Here is an 18,429-nt window from a genome sequence, read left to right as displayed (position 1 = left end):
ATGCGGCGGGCGCTCCTCTTCTTGTTGCTGCTCCCGTCGTGCAAGGAGGAGCCCGCGCATCCCGTCCAGCCGGAGCCCGTGGTGGCGCCGGCCCCTGCTGCGCCGCCGGTGGCGAAGCAGAACCAACCCAAGCTGAACCGCGCGGCGTATCCGTGGCTCGGAAGCGAGAGCGCCGAACCGCTGGAGGCGCGCTTCGCGCCGCCAGCGGGCTACACCCGCGTTGCCCTGAAGCAAGAGAGCTTCGGCTACTGGCTGCGCGGCTTGCCGCTCTCGCCCCCGGACACCCCGGTGCGCACCTACGCGGGCTCGGTGCTGCATCCCGCGTCGGACCGGCGCATCGCCGGCGTGGTGGACATCGACGTGGGCCAAGCGGATCTGCAGCAATGCGCGGACGCGGTCATGCGCCTGCACGCGGAGTGGAAATGGTCCCGCGGTGAGCGGGACGCCAGCTACCGCGCCGCCGCCGGACTGCCGCTGCCCTTCGCCCGCTACGCCCGAGGCGAACGGCTGGTCCCCCACGGCGCGAAGCTGAGCTGGGAGCCCAGCGGCAAGGCCGCCACGGATCACGCGGCGTACCGCAAGTACCTCGACTCGGTGTTCGCCTGGGCCAACACCGTGAGTCTGGAGAAGCAGGCCAAGGCCGTGGATGCCGTTCGCCCTGGGGACTTCTTCATTCTCCCCGGCAACCCGGGACACACGGTGTTGGTGGTGGATCTCGCGAAAAAGGGCGACCAGATGCTGGCGCTCTTGGCGCAGAGCTTCATGCCCGCCCAGAGCGTGCACGTCCTCCGCTCGGCGAACGGCAGCCCCTGGTTTACGCTGCGCCCCGGAGCCGACGTGGTAACGCCCTTCTGGAAACCGTTTCCATGGGCGTCGCTTCGTCGCCTCGATTGAGATGCAGAACAAGACTTCGACCCCACGCCGGGAGCGGCGCGCGCTCAGTCACGTGGGCGGCCGCATCACGCTCACGGGCAGCGACGAGCAGGCCCGCAGCGTCATCGAGCACGCCCTCGGCGTGAGCGCCGACGAGAGCGCGACCATGGCGCACGTCCACGGCTTTCACAGCTACCCGGCGCGCCTCCATCCCGTCACGGCGGCCCGACTCATCGAAGGCCTCAGCAAGCCCGGGGACGTGGTGCTCGATCCCTTCTGCGGCAGCGGGACCGTGCTGGTGGAAGCGCGGCGGCTGGGGCGCGCGGCACGCGGCGTGGACTCGAACCCCCTGGCCATCGAGCTCGCCTGGCTGAAGACGCTGGGTCTGCCAGAGGGCGCTGGCGCGCGCCTGTTGGAAGCGGCGGCCCACGTGACCGAACACGCCGAAGATCGACGCCTGAAGAAGGCCGGGCCCACGCGGCGCTATCCGCCGCGAGATCGCGAGCTGTTCGACATCCACGTGCTGCTCGAGCTCGACGGTCTGGCGGACGGCATCGACCAGCTCGGCGATACCGTGGCGCGGCGGATGCTGGGCTTGGTGCTCTCGGCGTTGCTCACCAAGGTGAGCCGCAAGAGCGGAGACAGCAGCGAGCAGCGTCAGTCGCGGCGTTTGGCGGCGGGCTACACCATCAAGCTGTTCCGCAAGAAGACCGAAGAGCTGGTGAAGCGCGCGTCGGAGTACGAGGCCCTGCTGCCTCCGGACGCGCCCCCTGCCAAGGCCATGCCGGGAGACGCTCGGCGCCTACGAGGGGTGGGCAAGTTCGACCTCGTGGTCAGCTCGCCGCCGTACCCCGGAGTGTACGACTACCTGGCGCATCACGAGATGCGCCTCCGTTGGCTGCGCCTGGACGCCAAGCAGATGGACCGCGCCGAAATCGGCTCCCGCCGCGCACTAGGCAAGCTCTCCTTCGAGCACGCCCTCGACCAGTGGCGAAAGGACTTCGGCGACGTGCTCCGGGCGCTGTCCAAGAGCCTCGCCCCCAAGGGCGCCATCGCTCTGGTGATCGCGGACTCCACGCTGGCGGGCCGCGCCGTGTGGGCGGACGAAATCGTGTCGCAGCTCGCCCCGGCCGCGGGCCTCTCCGTGGTCGCCGCCGGCGCCCAGCCGCGGCCGCATTTCCACGGACCGAGTCAGAGGGCGTTTCGCGACAAGCCGCGCCGGGAGCACGTGCTCGTGCTCAGGCCTTCTGCTTCCGAACGACGCGCACCGCCAGAGCCAGGATCCCCACGAACATCGCGATGGAGGCGTGGCCGAGGAGCAGGTGGATCGGCTCGGTGATGGGACAGTGGAGCTCGAGCGCCACGGTTCCGATCAAACCCGCCGCCGCGCCCAATAGCACCGGCCACACGCCAATGCGGAAGGCGCCGCGATCCGCCAGCGCGGCGAGCACCAGCACCGGCAGCGATAGCGCCACGCCATAGCGGAAACAGGCGAACGCACGGGGAATGAAGTCCGCGCCATTGCCCAGGGGAGTGCCGGCGATGTGGGCGTGAGCTTGAGGCATCGACGCCACCACGAAGGGCAACAGCGCCGCCACGCCGATCAAGGCGTACAGCACCCCGCGGGGCACGGGCTTTTGGTACAGCGGGCGAAAGGCGATCACCGCTGCGAGCCCCACCAACGAGAGGTACACCACCACCGTCAAGATCAAGCGTGGCAGCGGGTAGGCCGAGATGTCCGGCCGGATCTTCGCGGCGCCACCCACCAGCACGAGCAGCACACCTACACCCACCACGGCCGCAATCCGCGCGGTGGTGGAGCGATTGCGCAACCACGCGAGCTTGGACTCCTCGCGGCCCAGGGCGTCGTCCAGCCCTGCCAACATGCCGGAGAGATCCATTTCCGGCATGGCGGGCACCGCCGCCAGGGCGTGGCCCAAGGAAGCGTCCTCCGCCATGAGCTCCGCGCATCCCTCGCACTCACGCACGTGGGCCCTCAGACGGGGATCGTCCAGGGAGGCGCCCTTCATGAGCGCGTCGCGAAGATCTTTGCAGTCGAACACTTCCGTCATGGTTCTATGCCGGACTTGGAGCCGGGGTTACCGACGTCACGATCGAGATACGCCCGCATGGCCGCATACCCCCTGTGAGCCCGCACCTTTACGGCGCTCAGGGTGGCGCCCACCACCTCCGCCACTTCGGGGAAGCTGAGGCCGTCGAGCCAGTGCAGCGCGATGACCTCCGCCTGGTCCGGCGGGATCTGCTGCAGCGCGGCCTTCAAGGTGCTCGCCGCGTCGGAGCGAGCGTGGCCCTGGGGACCCACCGAAGGATCGAGGCGACCGTCCAGCTCCAGCGGAGCCTCCGGGCGCCGCTTGACGCGGCGGAAGTGCTCCCGCTTCAGGTTCAGGGCGATGGTGAACAGCCAGGGCCGCACGCGCGCCCCCGGCTTGAAGTCGTTCCGCGCGCGGTGCAGGTGCAAGAACGTCTGCTGCACCAGGTCGTCGGACTCCTCCCTTCCGTTCAGTCCGCGCGCCAAGACCCGCTGCAAGATGGGCGCATAGCGACGAAAGAGCTCGTGAAACGCGGAGGTGTCGCCCGCCATGTAGGCGGCCATCAGCTCCTCGTCGCTCCGCATTGCGCGGCTATCCTACACAGGTTTGCCGCACCGTGCCGGACCGCGTTTTTTGTCGGTCCGGCGCGGAACCTCGTGGCCGTGGCGTCAGTCGCGGCGTCGTCGCATCACGCCCACGGCTGCCAGCAGCGCGACGAGCAGCCCCGCGGGGCTCGACGGCGCGCGTTCGGGAACGCGACAGCCGCAGCCGCTGCTGCTGTCCTTGGGCGTGAAGCTCGCGACGCCCGCGTCGTCGCCGGCATCGACGTCGATGCTGCCGCCGACGCCACCGCTGCTCGCCGCGCCGGCTCCGGCCGCGCCGCCAGTTCCGCTGCCTGCCGCGCCGCCAGTTCCGCCGCCTGCCGCACCGCCCGTGCCGCTGCCTGCCGCACCGCCCGTGCCGCTGCCGGCCGCGCCGCCCGTGCCGCTGCCCGCCGCGCCGCCAGTTCCGCTGCCCGCCGCGCCGCCAGTTCCGCTGCCCGCCGCGCCGCCAGTTCCGCTGCCCGCCGCGCCGCCCGTGCCGCCGGTCGCTCCCGTTCCGCCCGTTCCGCTGCCCGCCGCGCCGCCAGTGCCGCCGGTCGCTCCCGTGCCGCCCGTGCCGCCCGTGCCGCCAGTTCCGCCAGTGCCGCCAGTGCCGCCAGTTCCGCCAGTGCCGCCAGTTCCGCCAGTCGCTCCCGTGCCGCCAGTTCCGCCAGTGCCGCCAGTTCCGCCGGTCGCTCCCGTGCCGCCAGTTCCGCCAGTTCCGCCAGTGCCGCAGCCGCTGATCGGCGCGTGGGCGCAGCCCGTCGTAGGAGCGCAGCTGTCGGCGGTGCACGGATCGTTATCGTCGCAGCTCACGGCAGCGTGAGCGCAGCCCGTCGCGGCGGAACAGCTGTCCGTGGTGCACAGGTTGTTGTCGTTGCAGTTGATCGCCGTGTGCGTGCACTGCCCGTTGGCGCCGTTGCACGCGTCTGCCGTGCACGCGTTGTTGTCGTTACAGTTGATCGCCGTGTGGGCGCAGCCGGTGACGGCGTTGCAGCTGTCCGCAGTGCACAGGTTGTTGTCGTCACAGCTGATGGCGCCCCCCGGGTGGCACACGCCACCGCCGCAGACGTCGCCGCTGGTGCAAGCGTTGCCGTCGCTGCACGACGCCGTGTTCGGATTGCCGATGCAGGCGCCATCCGCAGGGTTGCACACGTCGTCCGTGCACGGATTGTTGTCGTTGCACACCTTCGCCTTACCCGGCAGGCAGGCGCCGGCGGCAGAGCAGGTGTCGGTGATGGTGCACTCGTTGCCGTCGTCGCATCCCGTGCCCGCCGGCAGGGAGCGCGTCGCACAAGAAGTGACCTTCACCGGATCGCAGGCCAGGAACTTGCAGCTGTCTTGACCGTAGTTGCAGGCACTGCCGCCCACCGGCGAGCACTTGCCCGCGCCGTCACACGCGCCATCGCAGGTGTTGTTGCCGAAGCCCGGCCGACACGCCGCCCCGGCGGGTGCCACCAGATTGATGCACGCGCCCTGATAGCAGCGGTGCGCGCACGCTCCATCGCCCACGCCACCCAGCGTCCCGCACGCCGCGCCGTTCATGGCCGTCACGCCTGCAGCAGACAGCGCCACGCAGGCCGGCTCCGCGGTCGCCCCACTGATGGTGCACACACCCTCGCACTCGAGCTTCACGCCCAAAGGTCCATCCGGGTCACACGGCAGCCCGAAGGTATCCACCGTGCAGCTACCGACGATGGCCTGCTCGCTTTGCCCCGTACCTTCCGGAGCGTCCGGCTCCGCTGCCGAACAAGACAGGATCAAGCCAGTGGACAGAGCGGTGATGAACCCAATTCGTGCGCGCATGTACATTCCTCCCGACGTCTTCCCCCCACTACCGGCACGGCGCGCCAATGCTTGAGGGCGCGCTCCAGGCCCGGTGGCCGGTGGCCAACGCCATCGAGCCCAAGGGAAGCCAGCTCAATCCGGGACCCCGCCAATGACCTGCGGCTGTGCCCAACCGTGGGTTGGCGACCGCGGGGGGTCGACCTGGAGGTCTACTTGCAGTGCTCTACGGTCGTGCTCACGTCGCAGTCGACCTGGGAGAACGTCGTCCCTGTCTTTGGGCCCTTGCTGCACGTGCACTCGGCCGGACCGCCTGCAGTACGAGCGCACTCGACGGAATAAGGGATGCAGGTGACGCTGCAAGTTTGATTGCCGCTTTGGTCCGCAGCACCGATCGCGTAGTGGCAGTCGTCTCCGGTGGCCGCAGTGCCGCTACCGTCGGAGCACGCGGCAACGACGACAAGAACAAGCGCAATCATTGCGACGGCCAGTCGCTTCTTCGCCGCCCCCTGTTTCATGTCGTGAGCGCTATCACTTCCCTGGGCCCGAAGCACCGTCCTTGCGCGCTTGGCGACCACGCTCGGCAAAGACCCCTGTTCCGTCGTCGTCACTCCGTGTCTAGCGCCGCCAACGCCTCTTCCAGTGCGGGTATGGCTGCCAGATCCTTCGGGCGACCTGCGGCACGCTTACTCGCGAGGATTCGATCGAGATTCAGGACTCGAAGGGGTAGCTCGTCGACGGTGATGAGGGTGGAGTGCTCGAGTTCGGATGCGAACGTCCCGAGTCCATGCATGTGCGTCACGACGTCCAGACGGTCACCGACCTCGTCACCTCCGATTTGCGGTGGGCGCATCCCAAAGCTGCCGCTGACCCAGATCCCGTTTGCTTCGCGAATTGCACGTCCGATGCGCGGATCGCTCACGTCCTCGAACCAAACGTCTATGTCCCGCGTCGCGGCGTTGGCGCCCTGAAGCACAGCCGCGCTCAAGCCGACGACCATGAATCGGACGTTGTTTCGCTTCAGCGCATCCAGAACGGCGCGCTCACCGGGCGTGAACGCGGAAAAGTCTGCCATGCCGTAACGCCGCCCGTAGGCGCTCGCTGGGAGTCTTCTCTAGGTTGCGCAACACGTGGTAGATGCCACCGACATCCACGCCGGCGTGTCGTGCTGCGATGCTGTGCGCGCGTTGCCAGCGCTCTTCGTCAGCAACAATCCACGCTCGCTGCTCCGGCGTCAGATCATCCAGCTGTGCGTCATCGACCGTCGACACGAGTCGAGCTTACCGTCTGCGGCAGCGGGATGCCACGGTCGCGGGTTCAATCGAAAGGCGCGCGCTGGCGGAGCCGCCGTAGCGACTCTTTCGCCGAGCTGGTCGCCGAACGGGTGGCACGTTCTTGGGGGTTGTCGGGCCGCCGCGGAACAGAGTCGACACGCGGGTCCGGACCGGGTGGTTCCGCGGCGAAGCGACATGCTCGAGGCAAAAAACGGCAGTTTTCGTTAGCTGGGCGGCTTGCCGGGGTGGGCCAGGCGCTCTACCTCACGGTCCATGAGCGCGCACGAGAACCGCCTCGCGGGAGAGACCAGCCCGTATCTGCTGCAGCACGCGAAGAACCCCGTGGACTGGTATCCCTGGGGCCCCGAGGCGCTGGGGCGCGCCAAGCAAGAGGACAAACCGATCCTGCTCAGCATTGGCTACGCGGCCTGCCACTGGTGCCACGTGATGGAGCGCGAGTCCTTCGAGAACGAGGCGATCGCGGCGCAGATGAACGAGCGCTTCGTGTGCGTGAAGGTGGACCGGGAAGAGCGTCCGGATCTGGACGAGATCTACATGTCCGCCACGGTGGCGCTGTCCGGCAGCGGCGGTTGGCCCATGACCGTGTTCCTGACGCCGGACCAGCGGCCTTTCTTCGCGGGCACGTACTTTCCGCCGGACGATCGCTACGGGCGACCCGGGTTTCCGAAGCTGCTGACGCTGCTCGGGGACATGTGGGACAACGAGCGCGACAAGCTCCTGGAACAGGCCGAGGAGCTCACCCGGCACGTGCAGGAGCAGGCGGCGCTCACGGCGCCGGGCAGCGTGGGGGAAGGCGCGGTGAAAGATGCCGTGCGGCAGCTGGCGGCTGCGTTCGACCCGCGCTTCGGGGGCTTCGGCGCGGCGCCGAAATTCCCGCCCAGCGCGGCGCTGCATCTCTTGCTCACGCACCACGCCAAGACGGACGACGCAGAAGCGCTCCGCATGGCGCAAAAGACGCTGGACGGCATGAAGAACGGCGGCATGTACGATCACGTGGGGGGCGGCTTCGCGCGCTACTCCACGGACGAGCGTTGGCTCGTGCCGCACTTCGAGAAGATGCTGTACGACAACGCGCAGCTCGCCCGCGTGTACCTGGAAGCGCTGCAGGTGACGGGCAGCGCGGAGTACGAGCGCGTGGCGCGGGAAACGCTGGACTACGTGGTGCGCGAGATGCAATCGCCGACGGGCGGTTACTACTCGGCGACGGACGCGGACAGCGAGGGCGAGGAGGGGAAGTTCTTCGTGTGGCAGCCGGACGAGATCGCGGAGATCTTGGGCGCCGAAGAGGCCGACCGCTTCTGCCTGTACTACGACATCCGCGCGTCGGGGAACTGGGAGGGAACGAGCATCCCCAACACGCCGCGGCCGCTGGCGGACATCGCCTCGCAGCTGGGCTTGGAGACGGACGAGCTTCGCGCGTCCCTCGAGCGCTCGCGACAGAAGGTGTACGAGGCGCGGCTCTCGCGCGTGCCGCCGCTGCTCGACGACAAAATCCTCACCAGCTGGAACGGCTTGATGATCGGCGCCATGGCGGAGGGCTATCGGGTGCTGGGCGATGCGGAATACCTGGATTCCGCGGAGCGCGCGGCGCGGGACGTGCTCGGCAATCTGCGGCGGCCGGACGGCGGGCTGTTTCGCACGGCGCGGGGAGGGCGTGCGCACCTAGACGCAGTGCTGGAGGACTACGCCTACCTGTGCGACGGCTTGTTGGATCTGTACGAGGCCGGCGGCTCGCTCGAGTTCTTGGAGCACGCCGAGCGCCTCGCCGGGCGCATGCTCGAGGACTTTGGCGACGCCGAGGCGGGGGCGTTCTTCTCCACGGCCCACGCTCACGAGCCGCTGGTGGCGCGCATGCGCGAAGGGCACGACGGCGCGCTGCCGAACGCGAACTCCATTGCGGCGCGGGTGCTCGCGCGCCTCGGGCGTCAGCTCGACAAGAGCGAGCTCACGGAGCGCGCGGCGCAGGCGGTGCGGGCTTACGGCAAGCTCGTGGAGCGCTCACCGCGATCCTTTTCCACGCTCCTGGACGTGGCGGAGCTCTTGTTGGAGCCGCCGGTGGAGCTGGTGTTCGCGGGGCAGCGCGGCGACGCCGCTCTCGAAGCGCTGAAGCGCGAGGTGGCAAAGCACTTCATCCCGCACCGCGTGATCGGTCACGTGGACCCTGGGGAGCCGCTCTCGGAGCGGCCGCTCACGGCGGACAAGGGCCAGGTGGAAGGCCGCCCGGCGCTGTACGTGTGCCAGAACTTCACCTGCCAAGCTCCGGTGACGGAACCCGCAGGCGTGGCGGCCGCGCTTTCGGATTTCCGGCAAGGCGTGGAGCGCAAGGCGAGCGTGGGGGCGCGGCGCCTCGCGGGGCACGCCACGGCGGAGGGCACGCGGAACGTCAAGGGCGGCGAGCTGGCGGGGCTGTCCGTGAGCCCTCTCGGCTTCGGCGGCTATCGGGTGGACGACGGCGATCCGGCGCACCGCGCAGCCATCGCCCACGCGCTCCGGTCCGGCGTGAACCTGCTCGACACCTCCACCAACTACACCGACGGCCGCAGCGAGCGCGTGATCGGCGAGGTGATCCACGATCTCGTGTCCCGCGGCGAGCTGAGCCGCGAAGAAGTCGTGGTGGTGAGCAAGATCGGCTACGTGCAGGGCAAGAACCTGTCTCTGGCGGAGCAGCGCGAGAGCGACGGTGACCCGTTCCCGGAGATGGTGAAGGTCGGCACCCGCATCTGGCACTGCATGCACCCGAGCTGGCTGGAAGATCAGCTCACCCGCTCGCTGGATCGCCTGGGTCTCGAGCAGCTGGACGTGTGCTTGGTGCACAACCCGGAGTACTTCTTCACGGCCGCGGTGAAGCGCGGCGAAGGACCGTTGGAAGACTTGCGCACGGAGTTCTACCGTCGCCTCGGCGCGGCCTTCGCGCACTTCGAGGAGGAGATCCGCCGCGGACGCATCCGCGCCTACGGCGTGAGCAGCAACAGCTTGACGGCAGGCGCGGACGATCGCGAGGCGACGTCCCTGGCTCGCATGCTCGAGGTCGCCGGACAAGGCTTCCGCGTGGTGCAGCTGCCAATGAACCTGCTGGAAGCGAACGCCGCGCTGCTGAAGAACAACGAAAGCCACACCGTGCTCGAGCTGGCCGCGCAGAAGAACATCGCGGTGCTCGTGAATCGACCGCTGAACGCGATCACGGAAGAGGGCCTGGTGCGCCTCGCGGATCCGCCGCGCTATGCCGGCGTGCCGCCCTACGAAGCGTCGCTCTCGCGCCTGAGCAGCTTGGAGGCGGAGTTCCGCCGAAACTTCGCGCCGTCCTTGAGCACCGGGCAGGGCGGCCCGCCGGCAGAGTCGCTCCTCTCTTGGGCGGAGCAGCTCGGGCGCATCCCGGCGCGGGCGCAGACGCTGCCGCAATGGAACGAGCTCGAGCACGACGTCGTGCTGCCGCGCGTGAACCAGGTACTTTCCGCGCTGGACGGCGCCCTGGGCAAGAGCCAGAACGCCGACGCGTGGCGCGACTTCCGCGGTCGCTATGGCGAAGCGCTGGAAGGTTTGTTGCTGGCCGTGCGTGAGCGCGCGGCGGAGCGCAGCCGCGCCCGGGTGAAGCGCATCCACGACGCCCTGTCCAAGCACGTGCCGGAAGAGCGGCGCGACGCCCCGCTGTCGCAAAAGGCGCTGTGGACGCTCGCCAGCACGCCGGGCGTCACCTGTGTGCTGGTGGGCATGCGCGCCGAAGAGTACGTGGACGACGCGATCGCAATGATGAGCTGGGAGCCCTTGGCGGATCCAAAGAAAGCGCTCGCCGCGACGAGCGCGTAGCCGTCAATTGAGCGTTTCGCCGCGAGCACACATCTCGACGAACTTTGCGATGCGCCGCGCGCGGGTCTCGGGACGCTTCGCGTCCTGGATGCGATAGAGGATCGAAAAGCGGTTCTGGGCGTTCAGCTCGGCGAAGAAGGCGCGCGCCTTGGGGTTGGCATCCAGGGCGGCCTTCAGATCCGCCGGAACTTTCGCGGAGCTCTGGGAGGCGTAGGCCTTCTTCCAGCGGCCGTCCCGCTTGGCGGCGTCCACTTCCTTCATGCCGGCGGGCATCATGCGACCGGCGGCGATGAGCGCTTCGACGTTCTTGCGGTTGATCTTCGACCACCGGCTCTGCGGACCCCGAGGAGTGAAACGCTGCAGGTAGAAGTCGTCGTCGAGCTTTGCTTTCTGGCTGTCGATCCAACCAAAGCGCAGCGCTTCTTCCAGCGCCTCGCGATAGGTGGGACCCGCCTTTCCGCGGTCTTTCTTCGGGATCTTCAACCACATGCCCGGGCTCTTGCGGTGCTCCCGCGCGAGCCAGCGGCCGAACGCCGTCGCGCTCGGGAAGGACCGAATGGGCAAGTCATCGGGGAGCTTCGCCATGTCCTTGCTCGTTCTACGCGAAGCGCGCACGCACGTATTGTACAAACGCGACACGCAGCGGTGTCATGTCGGCATCATGGTCGCCTGACCGATGCGACGCCCGCTGTGCTCGTGGCGGTCCATCGCTTCGATCTTCTCGCGTGCCCAAGGGGCGTAGCGTCCTTCCTCGATGACGCTCCGCGCCTCCGTCATGAGCGAGAGATAGTGGTGCAAGTTGTGCATCGACAACAGGCGCGGCCCGAGGGGCTCGCCGCAGGCGAACAGGTGATGCAGGTACGAGCGCCCGAAGGTCGTGCACGTGCTGCAGGCGCAATCGGGGTCGAGCGGCGCGTCGGAGCTCCCGTGCTCTGCTCGAGTCAGCTTCACCCTGCCGCGCGAGGTGAACGCCGTCCCCTGCCATGCCAAATGCGTCGGGAGGATGCAGTCGAACAGGTCGATGCCCGCGAGGATGGCGTTCAACAGCTCGGGGGGCGTTCCGACGCCCATCAGGTAGCGCGGCCTGTCGTCGGGCAAGAGCTCACTGGCCAGCTGCGTGATCTCCTCGCGGTCCGCGCGACGATCGCCCACGGCCAATCCGCCGAGGGCGAAGCCGTCGAACGGATGCTCACGCAAGAACGCCGCGGACTGCCGCCGGAGCGACGGATGCACCCCGCCTTGCACGATCGCGAACAGGGCCTGGTCGGGGTTGCTGCGAGCGGCGAGGCTGCGCAGCGCCCAGCGGTGCGTCCGCTCCATGGCGGCGCGGGAGGTCGCTTCGTCGGAGGTGCCGTCGACGCACACGTCCAGCACCATCATGATGTCCGACCCGAGGGCGGTCTGGACCTCAATCGAACGCTCCGGTGACAGCAAATGCACCCGTCGATCGACGTAGCTGCGAAAGCGCGCGCCGCGCTCGTGGACGCTGCGCTCCTCGGCCATGCTGAAGATCTGGTAGCCGCCGGAGTCGGTGAGCACCGGCCCCGGCCACCCCATGAAACCGTGGATGCCCCCAACGCGCCGAAACAGCTCGGGACCGGGGCGCAGCATGAGGTGGTAGGTGTTGCCGAGCACCACCTGAGCGCCGACCTCCTGCAAGTCGGCAGGCGTGAGCCCCGTCACCGTGGCACGGGTCCCCACCGCCATGAACGCCGGGGTCTCGATGCGGCCGTGCGGCGTCTCGATGGCGCCGCGCCGGGCGCGGGAGCCGGTGTCGCGTTCGAGCACGCGAAAGGGAAGCATGCGGACGCCAGGTTAGCAGCCCGCGAAGGCTGAGGCCTCCGTGTGCTTCCCGCGATGGAGCGTGGGCGTTGGGACTGCGCGTCAGCGCACTTGCAGCCTCTTCTGGATGTCGGCCCGCCGCGGAAACGACACTCCGCGGAGCTTCCGCGCCGGACCAACAAGAAACAAACGATGGATGTGCCGCCAGAGCTCGGCGCTCATCAATCCCAGCTCCGTCGCGTGCTGTTGGCGCAGCCGCCTTCATGCCCCCTCACGCGCCGCCCAATTAGTTCGCATATCAACCGATTTTCCGCGCGACCTCACCCCCCGCCGCGCCCCTTCGCGAAAGGTCACCATGCACACAACGAACGACCCCAAGGCCGAAGCGGAAATCCGAGAGCTATTCGAGCTACGCACCCGGGCGATTGCCTGCAAGGATGCCGCCACCCTGACCGCCGCGAACCACACGGACGTCGTCGTGTTCGATGCTGTCGCCCCGTTCGTACATCGTAGCGCCGAGACGCTCGCTCGAAAGCACGAGTGGCTTTCCGCATACCGAGGCGACATCGGCCACGAGATCCGCGATCTGGAGGTCACCGCAAGCTCCGAGCTCGCCTTCTGCCACTTCCTGGTTCGAATCAGCGGCACTCTGGTCGACGGCACCGAGGTCGGCATGTGGGTACGCGCAACCAGCTGCCTGCGCAAATTCGACGACGGCTGGAAGTTCGTTCACGAGCACGCGTCCGTGCCCTTCGACGCCGAGACCGGCAAAGCAGTCGTGACCGGCGAGTTGTGACCAGCAGCTGAACCCCCGAGCTCCTCCCGTCAATTTACGGCGCAAAGTGGCGACGCACGGCTTGGTGGCTGGTGACGCGACCGAAGCCCCGAGGTACGCGAGGATCGATGGCCCGACGCGGTAAGCGCAAGAAGCAGAAAGACGCGGTACCGCATCGACGCACGGCCCCGGGTTCCGCGCCGGGCACGCTGTCGGCGGATCCGAACGCCCCCAAGCCGAGCATCTCCGTCATGGCCTTCGACGCGGACCGGCTGGAAGAGCGGTCGCTGCAGGACGCGAGCGAGATACGACCGTTCCTGGAGAAGTATCCGGTCACCTGGATCAACGTGGACGGTCTGGGAGACGCCGACGTCATCGGCTCCGTAGGCGAAGTACTGGGCCTGCACCCCCTCTCGTTGGAAGACGTGCTCAACGTCCACCAGCGAGCCAAGCTCGAAGAATACGAGGACTACCTGTACGTGGTGGCGCGGCAGGTGCAACCGGGCGACGAGATCGTCACGGAGCAGCTCAGCGTGTTCTTGGGCGCCCGCTTCGTGGTCACGCTGCAAGAAGAAGCGGGGGATTGCTTCGATCCGGTGCGCGATCGCATTCGCAAGGCGCTGGGCAAGGTGCGCAAGGCCCAGTGCGATTACCTCGCCTACGCGGTCCTCGACGCGGTGGTGGATCACTACTTCCCGGTTCTCGAAGGCGTGAGCGATCGCCTCGAGCTGTTGGAAGAAGAGGCCATCCACGAACCGCGCTCGGATTTGCCGGCGCGCCTTCAGCACGCTCGCCACGAGCTGCTCACCCTGCGGCGCGCCGTGTGGCCGCTGCGCGAGGCCCTCTCCACCTTGTATCGCGACGACACCCCGTTGGTGAGCGACGACACTCGAGTGTACTTGCGCGACTGCTACGATCACGTGATTCAAGTGCTGGACGTGCTGGAAACGCACCGGGAAATCGCCAGCGGCTTGATGGACATCTACCTCTCCAGCGTGAGCAATCGCATGAACGAGGTGATGAAAGTGCTGACGGTGATCGCCACCATCTTCATTCCGCTCACCTTCGTTTCCAGCATCTACGGCATGAACTTCGATCCGCACCGCTCGCGCTGGAACATGCCGGAGCTGGAGTGGGACTACGGCTACCCCTTCGCCTTGGGGTTGATGCTGCTGATGGCGGCAGCGCTGTTGTTCTACTTCCGCAAGAAGGGCTGGCTCGGCGGAGAGGACGTGACCCTACCGCCGCCCCGCCACGACGACTGACTACTCCGCGATCACGTACTCCGGGCACACCTCGAAGCTGGCCAAGCACGGGAACGTGAGTCCCGTCAGCGCCTTCTGCACGCACGCCGCCAGCGGGGCCGTGGCCGCGTCCGACGTCACCTTCGAAACCTTGCCCGCGGCATCCAGCACGATGGTGAACTGCGAGTTGATGCTGATCAGCGACGAGCAAGCCTGGTTGATGGCGGTCGCCATCTGCTCGGCCTCGCTGGTGGCGCCGCCTTGCACGTCCACGCTCACGGGCCCCACACCTCCGCCCAAAATGCATGCGGGAACGTTGCCCGCGAGGGCGGCGTTGGCGGCGGCGTTCATCTTCGCAGTCGCGGCCTGAGCCGCCGGGGTGTCGCAGGCGTGCAAGCTCATCAGGCCGGTGTACGCGTTGAGCGAGAAGCTCGGTTCGTGGCCGCTGGGTGTGAACGTCACGGCGCCGGAGAAGCACGACAGCTTGTCCGCCAGCAGATCTCGGACTTGCTGGCGCGCCGGCTCGATGTCGGCGTCCGTGCACGTCGCCGTGCCGCCGCTGCCGCCCGTGCCGCCCGTGCCGCCCGTGCCGCCCGTCGCGTCAGTGCTCGCGTCCTTCGGTGCCGGTGCGCTCGCCATCGTCTCGCCGCCACAGGCGACGGCAAAGGTGATGGCGCTGGCCGCCGCCGAGCGCATCGGCGCGAACAGCCGCGCCCCGCGCCGCGCGGGTGTCAAAAGCTCCTGTTCCACTGCGTCGAGCTGCCGCACGATGTGCCGCGAACGCGGCAACAGCTCTGCGATCAACGGGCCGGCCTCGGCAAAGCCGCCGCCACCGAGGGCGAGCGCCAACGCGCGCCGGTAGGCCGCCACGTACAGGGCATTCACGTCAGCGCGTGCACGCTCGAGACGCCGCTCCACGGAGCGCTCCACGCGCTCCGCCGCGACACGACGCGCGAGACCGAAGGCCATGAACGCGTCGTGGGTGCGGTAGGCGAGGCTGTAGTCCCAGAACAGCTCACCGCGCAGGCGGGTGAAGATCTCGGCGAAGCGCTCCATCGCCGGATCGGCAAAGGTGTAGCCGTAGCGCAGCGGATTGCCCAGTAGGCGACCTTCCTCGGCCATCGTCTTCATCAAACGAGTGCCGTGGTAGACCATCATGCGCGTGGCCTCGAACACCCCGGAGGGCATTCGTTCGAGCATGTCGATACCTGCCGTGATGCTCTCGGGTGTCGAGTACGGGTGCAGCAGCATCAGGTTGCCCACGGTGGCCACGCCCTGTTCCGCGAACACGGAGAACAGCTCGAGCTCCCGCGGCCCTGGCGCCCGTCGGCCGAAGTGACGGCCCTCTTCGTCCGTGGCGATCTCCAGGCCCACGAACGCGCGCATCAGCCCCAAATCAGCGAAGCCGCGCACGATCGCCGGGGTCATCCGATCCGCGCGCATCATGGCGCCAATGCCGAGAGCGCCGACCTCTCGCTCCGCCAGGGCACGCTTCCAAGTTGCCAGGTATTCGAGCGCTTCGCCCTCCGCGTAGGGCAAGAGGTGCTCGTCGACGAAGTAGAAGTAGCGAACGCCGCGCTCGTGCCACAGCGCCGCCATCTCGTCGGCCACCCGCGTGATCTCGCGTCGCTTGAGCCCGCCCACGCCGTGAGCAGTGAGCGCTGCGGACGGCACACCGGCGCGGGTGCCCTCACGCCGCTCCTGGGTGGAAAGGGCCGCGGGCCCGCAGTACTGACAGCGTCCCCAGCAACCCCGCGACGCCGTGATGTGCGCCGCGGGATAGCCGAGCACCTCGGGCAGCTCGTCGTGCGCTGGGAACAAGTCCAGCGGACGCGGGTCGATCACGTCCGCCGGCGTGCCGTCTCCATCTCGCGTCGTCACTCCCGCAACACCGAGCACGTCCACGCCGCGCTGAACGCGCTCTGCGATCTCCACGATGGGACGCTCTCCGGCGAAGCGCACCACGCTGTCGAGCCATGGGTAACGCTCGAGCAACCAGTGCCGCGCCAGCGTGGCGAACTGTCCGCCCGCGGTGATGTGCCCACGATACCCCGCGCGCGTGACGGCCTCACCGAGCGCGAGCGGCAGCGTGGCAGAGCCGCCGTCGGCCAGCGCCAAGCCGAGCACCTCGGGCCGTTGGACGAGCACCTGCTGCGCGGCCCGCGCCAGATCCATGGCGTCGTTCAGGTACAGCACCGCGACGCGCACTCCCGCTTGCTCCAGGGCTGCCCGGAGGTAGCAGAGCCCCAGGTTCTCGTTGTGCTCCAGACGACGACCGACGAGCGTGACGCGCATGCTTCACCTCCCAGCGCCAAGGTTTCACGCTGACGGGAGGCGACAAGTGACGCCCGTCACGGATTGCAGGGAGCGAACGCTTGGCTCAAGAGGCTCATGGCAGCGTCCTGCGAGTCTCCGAGCGCGGGTGCAGCAAACGTGATGCGCGCCTTGTGCAGCCACTTGGCCCGCTGAAACAACACGGCTTGCTCGATGAGCAGGAGATCTCCCTCCAAGCGACGCACACAAGCACCGAAGTGGGTGTCGCCCTGCACCGCACTGACCATCGGCCCTTCCGTGCACGTCTGAGCCATCGATGCCAGCACGTCGTCGAACTCCGCATCCAGCGCGCGGGTCGCCGGATAGGTGTACATGGTGACCTCGGTTTTCTGCTTCTCGTCCCACAAGGTCACGCTCTCGTCCCCGGGTCCGTACACGCGCTCGTTCGCCACTCGAAATCCGCCGCTCTCCTTCGGCATGCAGGTGCCGGAGGCCGCGTGCACGTGCCAGCTCGTCGGTGCGTTCTTGGAGCTGCCTTGAAGTCCGAGCGCCCAAAACGTCGCGAGCGCTCCCAGCGCCTGCACCGCGTCTTCCTTGAACGGCGGCTCCTCCGCCTCCCCCACCGTCTCCTGCCCCGACTCTTCCTTGGGCTTTTGTTGTTGGCTCGGCGCGATACCCGGCGCGTCCGCGGGCTTCTGCGGCTGACACGCCGCGAGCCAACACCCCATCACGCACCCAAAGAGCCCCCAACGCTTCATGGCCTCGAAGTGTAGCCGATGGACGGCCGAGCCGGGAGGCGTCGCGTCGGACGACTCCCGGCAGCGTCGGGCTCAACCGTGGCAGCCGTGGATGCCGCGGACGTCCTTGATCATGGTGTTCACCAAGTCCTTGACCACGGAGCAGCTGTAGACGGACTTGCTCCGCTTGGTCTGGTCGAGGATGTACTTTCGCACCGCGGGCGTGCGCTTGTCGTAGCAGTCGAGCTCCTTCAGCGCGCGGACGCCCTTCAGCAAGTCGGACTGCGCACCCAAGAATGCGCTGTTGAAACGCTGCTGATCGCTCTGGTTCGTGGGCACGGAGCGGATCCTCTGCACTTGCTTGTTGGACCAGTCCTTCAGGTCCCGCTCGAAGCCCGTATAGCCGTGGATACCCACTTTCTGGATGGGCATGCTCATGAACGCGTTCAAGCCGTCGATGGGCAGGAAGTCGTGATCCGCGCTGCCGTTCAGCACCTTCTGGGCAAGGCACTTCGTGGTCGGGTTGCTGGTGCTGTCGCGCAGACTCATGAGCGCATCGCGGGTCGTGAGCTTCTTGGCGCTGGGCGTCGGCTTGGGCTTCGGCTTCGGGCCGGTGTCGATCCACACCTCCACCCGACGGTTCTTCGCCCGGCCGGCCTGGGTGGAGTTCGTCGCCACCGGGCAGTCCGTGGAGCGACCGGAGCTCTCGAAGCGAATCGAGCTGTAGCTCACGCCTCGCGCGGCCAGCCGCGCCTGGATCTCGGACTCGACCACCGACGCTCGGTAGCGCGCGGTCTTCGCGAAGTCGCTCTTCCCGTACAGCGCCGCGTGCCCCACGATGCGCACCCGCTTGACGGACTTCGTCTTCAGGGTGGCCGCGATGGAGCTGGCGATGGCGTCCAGCTGCGCGTTGTGCGCGGGGCGTAGCTCGTACTTGTAGGGCGGAAAATCCTCCAGCGTGGAGGTCGCTCCAGATGGACAGGATCCGGCCGCTCGCGCGTCGGGCTGGCCCACGGCAAGCGCGCCGAGCATCAGCGCGCCGATCAAGGTCTTGTGAAACGTCGTGGTCATGATGTTGCTCTCGTCCTCGGGTGAAGTGCGCCAACCGCGGCGCGGTCTCCGGACCCATCGCAAGCCTGGTGCCAAGCGACAAACCACGGCGTTTCCCGCGTCGCCGCCTCCACGCGGTGACGCGCCAGCTGGACGATCGCTACCGTCAGGTGACGCT

Annotated in this window: 15 protein-coding genes; 5 read left to right on the top strand and 10 right to left on the bottom strand. The window is 68.1% G+C overall.

What is annotated here, in order from left to right; translation table 11 throughout:
* Positions 1–894 carry a hypothetical protein gene (locus tag H6717_35820; protein MCB9582460.1) on the top strand — a complete coding sequence of 298 codons (894 nt, stop codon included), beginning with the start codon at positions 1–3 and terminating at the stop codon, positions 892–894.
* Position 895: 1 nt separating this feature from the next.
* Positions 896–2,212, top strand: a complete 1,317-nt coding sequence (locus H6717_35815) for a hypothetical protein (GenBank protein MCB9582459.1) — start codon at positions 896–898, stop codon at positions 2,210–2,212.
* Here the strand turns inward: H6717_35815 and H6717_35810 are convergent.
* The 5 genes from H6717_35810 to H6717_35790 form a co-directional block, all read right to left on the bottom strand.
* On the bottom strand, positions 2,112–2,945 hold the full coding sequence (locus H6717_35810; GenBank protein ID MCB9582458.1) for a DUF1109 family protein: 834 nt from the start codon (positions 2,943–2,945) through the stop codon (positions 2,112–2,114). The genes H6717_35815 and H6717_35810 overlap by 101 nt on opposite strands.
* The gene (locus tag H6717_35805; GenBank protein ID MCB9582457.1) at positions 2,942–3,508 is read right to left on the bottom strand and encodes an RNA polymerase sigma factor; all 567 of its coding nucleotides are present in this window, start codon (positions 3,506–3,508) and stop codon (positions 2,942–2,944) included. The genes H6717_35810 and H6717_35805 overlap by 4 nt, the downstream gene beginning before the upstream one ends.
* A gap of 84 nt (positions 3,509–3,592) precedes the next feature.
* Positions 3,593–5,311: a hypothetical protein gene (locus H6717_35800; GenBank protein ID MCB9582456.1), complete on the bottom strand. Its 1,719-nt coding sequence runs from the start codon at positions 5,309–5,311 to the stop codon at positions 3,593–3,595.
* Between the two features lie 191 nt (positions 5,312–5,502).
* Positions 5,503–5,808, bottom strand: coding sequence for a hypothetical protein (locus H6717_35795; GenBank protein MCB9582455.1), 306 nt, complete (start codon positions 5,806–5,808; stop codon positions 5,503–5,505).
* A gap of 89 nt (positions 5,809–5,897) precedes the next feature.
* Positions 5,898–6,365 (bottom strand): hypothetical protein, encoded by a 468-nt coding sequence (locus H6717_35790; protein ID MCB9582454.1) that lies wholly within the window; start codon positions 6,363–6,365, stop codon positions 5,898–5,900.
* A gap of 472 nt (positions 6,366–6,837) precedes the next feature.
* Here H6717_35790 and H6717_35785 point away from each other — a divergent pair, with 472 nt between their 5' ends.
* Positions 6,838–10,389: a DUF255 domain-containing protein gene (locus H6717_35785; GenBank protein MCB9582453.1), complete on the top strand. Its 3,552-nt coding sequence runs from the start codon at positions 6,838–6,840 to the stop codon at positions 10,387–10,389.
* A 3-nt stretch (positions 10,390–10,392) separates the two neighbouring features.
* Here the strand turns inward: H6717_35785 and H6717_35780 are convergent, their stop codons facing one another.
* Positions 10,393–10,974 carry a YdeI/OmpD-associated family protein gene (locus H6717_35780; protein ID MCB9582452.1) on the bottom strand — a complete coding sequence of 194 codons (582 nt, stop codon included), beginning with the start codon at positions 10,972–10,974 and terminating at the stop codon, positions 10,393–10,395.
* A gap of 63 nt (positions 10,975–11,037) precedes the next feature.
* Positions 11,038–12,192 carry a tRNA guanosine(34) transglycosylase Tgt gene (gene tgt / locus H6717_35775; GenBank protein ID MCB9582451.1) on the bottom strand — a complete coding sequence of 385 codons (1,155 nt, stop codon included), beginning with the start codon at positions 12,190–12,192 and terminating at the stop codon, positions 11,038–11,040.
* 334 nt (positions 12,193–12,526) lie between these two features.
* Here tgt and H6717_35770 point away from each other — a divergent pair, with 334 nt between their 5' ends.
* Entirely contained in the window at positions 12,527–12,967 is a 441-nt protein-coding gene (locus tag H6717_35770; protein MCB9582450.1) for a nuclear transport factor 2 family protein, read from the top strand.
* A gap of 107 nt (positions 12,968–13,074) precedes the next feature.
* The gene (gene corA / locus H6717_35765) at positions 13,075–14,211 is read left to right on the top strand and encodes a magnesium/cobalt transporter CorA (protein MCB9582449.1); all 1,137 of its coding nucleotides are present in this window, start codon (positions 13,075–13,077) and stop codon (positions 14,209–14,211) included.
* Here the strand turns inward: corA and H6717_35760 are convergent, their stop codons facing one another.
* The 3 genes from H6717_35760 to H6717_35750 form a co-directional block, all read right to left on the bottom strand.
* Positions 14,212–16,485 carry a hypothetical protein gene (locus H6717_35760; protein MCB9582448.1) on the bottom strand — a complete coding sequence of 758 codons (2,274 nt, stop codon included), beginning with the start codon at positions 16,483–16,485 and terminating at the stop codon, positions 14,212–14,214.
* A 56-nt stretch (positions 16,486–16,541) separates the two neighbouring features.
* The gene (locus tag H6717_35755; protein MCB9582447.1) at positions 16,542–17,222 is read right to left on the bottom strand and encodes a hypothetical protein; all 681 of its coding nucleotides are present in this window, start codon (positions 17,220–17,222) and stop codon (positions 16,542–16,544) included.
* A 72-nt stretch (positions 17,223–17,294) separates the two neighbouring features.
* A complete protein-coding gene (locus tag H6717_35750; protein ID MCB9582446.1) occupies positions 17,295–18,272 on the bottom strand; it encodes an OmpA family protein in 978 nt (325 codons plus the stop codon).
* Positions 18,273–18,429: the final 157 nt, after the last annotated feature.

The organism is Polyangiaceae bacterium (assembly GCA_020633235.1).
In the GTDB taxonomy this organism is placed as follows: domain Bacteria; phylum Myxococcota_A; class Polyangia; order Polyangiales; family Polyangiaceae; genus JACKEA01.
Note: the sequence above shows the minus strand (reverse complement) of the source record. Positions and strands in the feature narration are given on the sequence as shown.